This window comes from Leekyejoonella antrihumi, assembly GCF_007845645.1.
Lineage (GTDB): Bacteria > Actinomycetota > Actinomycetes > Actinomycetales > Dermatophilaceae > Leekyejoonella > Leekyejoonella antrihumi.
Genome location: NZ_VCQV01000007.1, coordinates 161,584 through 168,863, shown reverse-complemented (window position 1 = coordinate 168,863; position 7,280 = coordinate 161,584). Strand labels below are relative to the sequence as shown.

Annotated in this window: 8 protein-coding genes and 1 pseudogene; 5 read left to right on the top strand and 4 right to left on the bottom strand. The window is 65.0% G+C overall.

What is annotated here, in order from left to right; translation table 11 throughout:
• A pseudogene (locus FGL98_RS07555) lies at positions 1 to 105 on the top strand (IS5/IS1182 family transposase); the annotation flags it as partial.
• Positions 106 to 497: 392 nt separating this feature from the next.
• Here the strand turns inward: FGL98_RS07555 and FGL98_RS07550 are convergent.
• From FGL98_RS07550 to FGL98_RS07540, 3 genes are all read right to left on the bottom strand, one after another.
• On the bottom strand, positions 498 to 929 hold the full coding sequence (locus FGL98_RS07550) for a hypothetical protein (RefSeq protein WP_146316142.1): 432 nt from the start codon (positions 927 to 929) through the stop codon (positions 498 to 500).
• Positions 930 to 1,214: 285 nt separating this feature from the next.
• A complete protein-coding gene (locus tag FGL98_RS07545; RefSeq protein ID WP_146316141.1) occupies positions 1,215 to 1,592 on the bottom strand; it encodes a type II toxin-antitoxin system VapC family toxin in 378 nt (125 codons plus the stop codon).
• Positions 1,589 to 1,831, bottom strand: coding sequence for a FitA-like ribbon-helix-helix domain-containing protein (locus FGL98_RS07540; RefSeq protein WP_146316140.1), 243 nt, complete (start codon positions 1,829 to 1,831; stop codon positions 1,589 to 1,591). Before FGL98_RS07540 ends, FGL98_RS07545 begins: the two co-directional genes overlap by 4 nt.
• A gap of 620 nt (positions 1,832 to 2,451) precedes the next feature.
• On the opposite strand from FGL98_RS07540, the gene FGL98_RS07535 reads away from it, so the two are divergent.
• Positions 2,452 to 3,501 carry a DUF4037 domain-containing protein gene (locus FGL98_RS07535; protein WP_246136422.1) on the top strand — a complete coding sequence of 350 codons (1,050 nt, stop codon included), beginning with the start codon at positions 2,452 to 2,454 and terminating at the stop codon, positions 3,499 to 3,501.
• A 317-nt stretch (positions 3,502 to 3,818) separates the two neighbouring features.
• The gene (locus FGL98_RS07530; protein ID WP_146316138.1) at positions 3,819 to 4,757 is read left to right on the top strand and encodes a GNAT family N-acetyltransferase; all 939 of its coding nucleotides are present in this window, start codon (positions 3,819 to 3,821) and stop codon (positions 4,755 to 4,757) included.
• A gap of 654 nt (positions 4,758 to 5,411) precedes the next feature.
• On the opposite strand, the gene FGL98_RS07520 is transcribed toward FGL98_RS07530, so the two are convergent.
• Entirely contained in the window at positions 5,412 to 5,846 is a 435-nt protein-coding gene (locus FGL98_RS07520; protein WP_222432051.1) for a VOC family protein, read from the bottom strand.
• A gap of 347 nt (positions 5,847 to 6,193) precedes the next feature.
• Between FGL98_RS07520 and FGL98_RS07510 the strand changes: the two genes are divergently transcribed.
• Positions 6,194 to 6,640 carry a VOC family protein gene (locus FGL98_RS07510; protein WP_146316136.1) on the top strand — a complete coding sequence of 149 codons (447 nt, stop codon included), beginning with the start codon at positions 6,194 to 6,196 and terminating at the stop codon, positions 6,638 to 6,640.
• Positions 6,641 to 6,644: 4 nt separating this feature from the next.
• A complete protein-coding gene (locus FGL98_RS07505) occupies positions 6,645 to 7,262 on the top strand; it encodes a helix-turn-helix domain-containing protein (RefSeq protein ID WP_186526033.1) in 618 nt (205 codons plus the stop codon).
• Positions 7,263 to 7,280 lie beyond the last annotated feature (18 nt).

The window sequence follows — 7,280 nt, the reverse complement described above, 5'->3', positions numbered from 1 at the left end:
GACTCTCTGATCGCCTTGGCCAACGCCATCATCATCACCCGGCGCCTGATCCGGACCGCCTGGACCACCCACCGCTGGGACACTCGACCAACCCGCCGACCATGACCTATCCGCGGAACCTCTAAGTCGATGGTGATCCGGCCCGGGCGTGCTGCAGCCCCGAGCCACGACATGGCTCGAAGGCTAGGACGCTTGCGGTGCCGAAAGGTTGCATGACGCCCGCCATGTCACCGACGCTGTGCGCCCAGGTCGGACCCGGGCGTCAAGAGCCGCGGGTCAGGATGCGCGCTTGAACACGTCCGTCGTCCCACAAGCCGAACCAGCACCGGCGACGAGAACTGCGGTGTCGGTCGCCACCGTCCGTCTCGCGATGATGCGTCGGGAAGGATGCTCTATACGGGACGCCCTTCTCGACTGCCGTGTCCGGAAGCCGATGGCTCTTGTGGTCGTGCTTACGCGTCGCCGGTGGTTTGGATTCGACACCGCCTCGTCGTGTGCTACAGGTTCAGACTGACGGTTCCGAAGATGACGATATGGTCCACGACGTCGACCCGAAGATGGTGCGCATCCACGGGCGGAACAGGATCAATGGTGTGGGAGCACTCGAACTCTGTGCCAGATCCGCCGGAGCATCCGCCGTGCGGTACGTAGTCCGTTCCGACGTCATCGCTAAGAGTCTGTTGACAAAGCCGTTTCAGGCGGCTTGAGCATGTGATGTGCGGGATTGGCCCCATCGGCCGCTCGGCGGTCTGTTCCCAGCGGTCGTACGCGGCGCGGAACGCCGTCATGTCGGCTTGATACCTCGGCCCGCAGTGCGCGTCGATCACCACGGTCGTGTCATTGCTGATCTCAACAGATGTGAGGCGGATCCCGATACCACTGAGTTCGGCGACGTTACTGTCGGGGACGTCGAGATCCCGACGTGGCACAGTGGCGATTGTGAGTCGGTAGGCATGGTCGGCGTCCTTGTAGTCGAGGTGAACGACGTCCGGTCATCAGGCGACTTGTCCATGAAGTTGCCTCATGTCACGTTCCGCTCGCAAACTGACACTCAACATGCGCTGAGCGAACCGCGCTGTAGAGCGATGCCGGTCACAATCCAGCGATAATCGGGCGGGTCTCCGGGCGGGTCTCCAGAAGCGGATGGCGCTAACTGGTGGGCTGATGCACCGCATGTCGGCAAACGGGCGCCCGGGCCGATCAGCTGCCGGTGGTCACAGCAGTTGGATGTTGCAGCGGGGTGCGGGCGCGCGAGCCAGACGGGCGTCGGTGGTCAGGAGCGCGGTGGCATCGGTCATCTCAGCGACGGCGACGTAGGTGGCGTCGTAGCCGCTCAGGTTGTGCCTCAGGGCCCACATGCGTGGGAGGAGCCAGTTGGCGGGAAATCTGGTGATCGCGAGCTCGGTGAATCCCTCCAGCGCCAAGTCACCCTGCTCCTCGCTGAGCACGCCACGACGGACAAGACCGCGCAACACATGAGTGACTTCACTGTCGATCAAGTGGGGTGCGGCGAGCTCCTCCTCACCCAGTAGGTCCGGGTCCAGGTCACCGGCCAGCAACTCCACAATGACGCCGGCATCGACGATCCTCACTCCCCGCGACCCTCGTGCAGCACGGCCAAGATCGTCTCTCGGTCGGGTTGTCCCTGGACCATCTGCTGGGTCCGGCGAATGGTTGCGGCGTTGTCGCGCACGACCTGTGGCCGCCTGGCCAACTGCTCAAGTTCTCGTAGCACGTACTTGGTCAGCGACAGCCCCTGAGCCTGCGCTGCCTGCGCCAAGGCGTCGTGGACCTCGTCAGGGACGCCGCGAATCTGCAGGACTTTCGACATGCGTCGATCATAACGCGGGTGGGTGCAGTCTGCACCCACCCCGTCTTGTCGTGCACGCCGTATGGGGTCCAACTATCCGCACGGCCGTCAACGCGATGGCCCATTAGCCGATCGGCACACGGTGATAGCTGGTCACGATGGTGCGCGGCTTCATCTGATGGGGTGGAGGTGTCAATGGGAGATCCGTACCAGCGCCATTCGGTGAGGCGAGCCAACTCGCCGAGGGGTGCTCGGCCGGTTATGTACACCAACATCTGACCCGGATCCGCAGCAGGTGTAATCCGCGGCCGGTGCGGGAAAAGCCGCGCGAGGACGGCGCGGGCAAGGGATTCGGGCGGATGCCATTGCGATAGCGGCTCGAGCCCGCGGATCTGTGACAGTCGCTGCCGCAGCATGCAGTTGGGCATTCGTATTCATCGTCGCCAGCAGACGGTCAGGGGTCGCGTGATCGTCGGCTGCGAGTTCGAAGCAGTTGTGGTCCGACCGACCAGTACCTCGGCTGCTGGTCAGGTGCGCCGACGAAGCGTGCGGTCTTGTCGATGAGAACGCGCTCGACGGTGGGTGGTCTAAGACGGTGAAGGGCGGTCGGCTTCTCGCTATCGGCGTGGCAAGGTATGGGCGTGGCGATCGCGAATGAATCCTGCACCAACGGGCTCAGTTTGGCGCGTGCATACTGGCAGCAGATCGTGGCGCCCATACTCGACGAACACCGTCCGGGCATCCCTCGAGCCGCAGCCCGGATCGGCAGCGGGTCTGACGTGCTCGGACTCGACGATCAAACCTCTCGTGATCACGACTGGGGTCTTCGGCTACAGCTCTTCGTTCGATCCGTTGACGAGGGAGACGTCCGCACCGTTCTTACCGATCAACTGCCCGCCGAGTTCGCCGGCCTTCCCACCCGGTTCGCGTTCACCGGCCAGGACGATCCCGTTCTCGCCCTCGACGTCCTGACCGTCGAGGAGATTGTCTCGGCCCGATTGGGGTTTGACCCCCGCATCCACGCCGCACCTCTTGACTGGCTCTCGCTTACCGGCCAGACCGTGCTCGAGGTCACTGCCGGCAAGGTCTTCGAGGACCGAGACGGCATGCTCACCTCCCTGCGCGACGCCCTGACCTGGTACCCCGACGACCTGTGGTCCTACGTCGCGGCCGTCGACTGGCAGCGTATCGACCAGGAGCTCCCCATCATGGGACGCACTGGCGACCGCGGTGACGAGCTGGGATCACGTGTCATCGCCGCGCGGCTCGTGGACATCGCGGTGCACCTGGCCTTTGTCCTGTGCCGTCGCTGGGCGCCGTACTCGAAGTGGCGCGGCATCACATTCCGCGGCCTGCCCTTGCCCGCAGAAGTCGGTCAGCACCTGCAGGACGCGCTCGCCGCGAACGAATGGCGGACTCGCAGCGACCACCTGACCGCCGCGCTGGAGGCGCTGGCATCCCTACAGCGACAGGTCGGGATCCCTTCCGTGGATCCGGTCTGCGTGCCCTTCTGGGACCGCCCATACCTGCAGATCGACCAGGGCCTCGTGCCGCGGATGCTCGACAACATCACCGACCCGTCCGTGCAAGCCCTGACACCCGGGCTCGGCAATATCGAGCAGCAAACCAACAACGTCGACCTGCTCGTGAGCACCGAGCTCCGGCGGGCGACGATCAACGCGCAGCGATAAACCCGCCTCCGTGCCCCGGCCACGACGCCACAACCGATCGAACTCGCCTCAGCCCTTCGAGACGACTCCGGCTTGAGGTGAGCATCGCCCACTCGGTCGCCGATCCCGATCGTTCGACGACCAGACCAGACCAGTGCACGTAGTGGCGGTCTGGGCGGCACTGGAAAACCGTTAGGCGGTAGCGGTTCCTGCTGGCTAGCCTGGACATGCGCATCGAGGACAGGAGGCAGCGCATGACCATTGTTCGTACATGGCTGCCGTGCGCTCCACCGCTCGGTTGAGATAGTCACCGGCAGCGCGTCCAGCTCAGGAGTGCCATGTCTCACCTCATCATCCGCCCATTGTCCGGGCCCAATGACCTGCCCTTGTTCAACCAGCTCAATTACGTCCTCGACGATGAGTATGCCGACGACCTTCAGCACGCGCGGCGACGACCAGAGTGGATGTGGCTGGCCCTGCGCGACGACCATCTGGTGGCGCGGGCCGCCTGGTGGGGCCGGGCAGGAGCGGAAAGACCATTACTGATGGACGTCCTTGACCTGGACCCCACAACCGCCGATCGACACGTGGTCGCGTCCGAGCTCGTCCGCAGCGCGTTGGCGGCCATGGACCTGACCGCCGCACCACCGGAATACGGTCGGTACCTGCAAGCCGGTTGGCGCAACGACCCCGCGCAGACCAGGGAGCTCACGGAGCGCACCGCAGTCATCGAGCATCTCGGTGGCCGGCGACTGGTCGAGCGACTTCGGCTCCAGTGGGGCCCAGGCACCACCTCACCCTCAGACTCGGGCCGGCTCACATTCCGCCGACCGGAGGGCCATGGCGAGCTACTCGACCTGCTCACTAGAGTCCTCGAGGGCACGCTCGACGAGCACAGCCGCGCCGAGCTACAGACCGGTTCACCGCGTGATGTCGCCACCGAGCAGCTTGACGGAGAGTTCCCGACCTACCGCGGATCCCGCGACTGGTGGGCGATTGGCTGCTTGCCCCGCGGCGAGCCCGTCGGGCTGGTCATCCCAACACGCAACGACTACAACTCGATCATCGCCTACGTCGGCGTGCTACCCGGACATCGCGGTCACGGATACATCGACGATTTACTCGACCACGGCACCCGCGTCCTGGCAGATGCCGGCGCGTCGATCATCAAGGCCTCCACCGACTGCGCGAACACCCCAATGGCTGCAGCCTTCCACCGCCGCGGCTATCCCACGACCGGCGAAGAGATCGACTACGTCTTTCCCGGCAGCTCGTAGCGGTCAGTCAGGCCGAGCCGCCGCACGGCACCATTTCCAGCAACACGTTATAGCTAGCACCGTCCCCAGTCCCGTACACCGATCGCCCTACGGCGATGAGGGTTGCCACGCCGACCTGTCCTGGATTCACGGTCGCGCTGACGCAGGTTGTTCCGTGCCTCAGGGACGTGCCGCTCCTGTGGAGTCGACCGGTCATGCCGGGTCGCGGGCGTGGTCGACCGGTGCGTGGGGCCGAGCCGATGCAGGTTGTAGCGCCGCGCTGGATCAATTGGCCGAACGCGACCTGTCGCGTTCGGAGGCGATTCGGCGGGCTCTCGCCAACTTCGCCGCATGAAGGTTCACGCAGCACTCAAACAGGGGGTGTCGAGCGAGGACGCGGTGCAGGCCGCCGACTTGGATCGCAGTGGATCGAGCCTCTTGAGGAAGACGACTGGCCGCATCGTGAACTGCGGCTCGGCTTCGACCCACAAGCACGGTTGCTCGAGACCGTCGTACTGATCTTCGACAGCGGTGAGGAGTTGGTGATCCACGCCATGCCAGCGCGTAAACAGTTCTGGGAGCTCCTGCCCTGAGGCCGGCGGCAGCCGCGAAGTCCTTACGCAGCTGCAAACAGTCGAGAGAATCACCGCAAGACGATCGGCCTGCGGTGCGCCGTCATCTTCGTGGACGTCCCGGCTGGAACACCCGTCTTCGCCGCATCCTGCTAGCTTGCCGGCGGCGTCTCCACCCGCCCTCAACGCAGAACTCGTTGCCTTCGGGATCGGCCATCACGACCCATCCTCGCGGGCTGGCTTGTCGCCGATCATCGAGCACCTGGCCACCCAAGCGCTCGATTCGCAAGACCTCCTCGTCTTGAGAACCGTCACCTCCCACGACGTCGAGGTGAACGCGGTTCTTCACGGTCTTGGTTTCGGGCACTTCCACGAACACGAGTCGAGGCGTGCTTTCATCCGACGCACCGACAAGCCAGTACGGATTGCCCGGCATCTCTTCCTTCGTGCACGGCCACCGCATGACGCCGCTCCAAAAGCGGGCCGTCGCCGCAGCGTCGGCGCAGTCGAACGTCACATTGAGCAGAAGCGTGCTCACATCATCTCCAAGGTCAGCCCCGTCAACTGTCGTTGCCAGCGTTGCACAACCTGTGTCACCCGACGTCGCGGGCGTTGATCGTCAGTCGGTGCGCCTCAGTGTCGGTTTCGTCCAGTCCGAAGCTGATGACGCGGGTGGGGTGGACGCGGATGATGGGGCCTGGAGAGACGGCGTCTGTAGGCTCGACGATAGCCTCGCCGCGCCCACGGATCTCCACGCACCTCGGCCGCCAGGGCTGGATGCTGAGAAGGTCGTCAACGACAAGGCGACGCGACCGTTGTCGGCGACATTAGCCTCCGCGATATGCGCAGCTTATTTGCCTTCCCATGCGCACTACACTGCTCATTATGACTCCGTCACAGATCCCTCAGACCGCCCTTCCCCCGTTTCACCTCGCGATCCCTGTCCATGACATCGCTGCCGCCCGCCAGTTCTACGGCGAGGTGCTCGGCTTCGACCGAGGCCGCTCCGCCGATCGGTGGACCGACTGGAACGTGTCCGGTCACCAGGTCGTCACGCACCAGGTCGATGGCCACATCAACGCGGTGGCCGGCACGAACCGGGTCGACGACCACGAGGTGCCCGTACCGCACTTCGGGCTGGTGCTCAGCGTGCAGCAGTTTCAGCAGCTCGCGGAGCGACTGACGGACGCCGGCACCGACTTCGTCATCGCGCCCTATGTCCGTTTCCCGGGTGAGCCCGGTGAGCAGTGGACGATGTTCTTCCTCGACCCGTCCGGTAATGCGCTGGAGTTCAAGGCCTTCCAGGACCCGACCCAGCTGTTCGCGATCTAAGACCGTGAACGCATACGACAACGAAGCAAGTGTCGGCACCCCGACCGGTGATGGTGCGCTCGACCAGGACTTCCTCTCGCAGGTTGGGTCCCGGATCCGGGCCCTGCGCACCATCAGGACCCTCACGGTCCAGCAGCTCGCCGACCGGTCGCAGATCAGCCGGCGACTGCTGACCCAGATCGAGCTCGGCCAAGCCAACCCCAGCCTGGTCACGGTCACCCGGATCGCCCGCGAGCTCGGCACCGAGTTCACCAACCTGCTCGGCGACTCGGCGGCCGACGCACCCGTGGTCGTGCACCCACAGGCCGACCACACCCTGGTGTGGTCCAGCCAGGCGGGCAGCAGCGCGCACCTGCTGATCGCGACTGCGGAATCACGCTCGGCAGACCTCTGGTTGTGGCACCTGGCCCCCGGCGACACCTACCGTGGCCAGGCAGACCCGACACGGTCCCAGGAACTGTTCTACGTGCTGGCCGGGACCCTCACGATCACCGTCGACGATCAAGAAGTGGTCGTCCCGACGGGGGCCTCCTGCCGGCTACGCAGCGACCGGCTCTACGCCTACGTCAACGGCGGTGATCAGCCTGTCGACTTCGTTCGCACGGTCGTGCTGGCCGCCTGACAAGGAGCTCTACGACAA

Coding starts and splice junctions, on each gene's coding strand:
- FGL98_RS07540 (WP_146316140.1), bottom strand. CDS start 1,831: ATGTCGAAAGTCCTGCAGATTCGCGGCGTCCCTGACGAGGTCCACGAC.
- FGL98_RS07530 (WP_146316138.1), top strand. CDS start 3,819: ATGTCTCACCTCATCATCCGCCCATTGTCCGGGCCCAATGACCTGCCC.
- FGL98_RS07510 (WP_146316136.1), top strand. CDS start 6,194: ATGACTCCGTCACAGATCCCTCAGACCGCCCTTCCCCCGTTTCACCTC.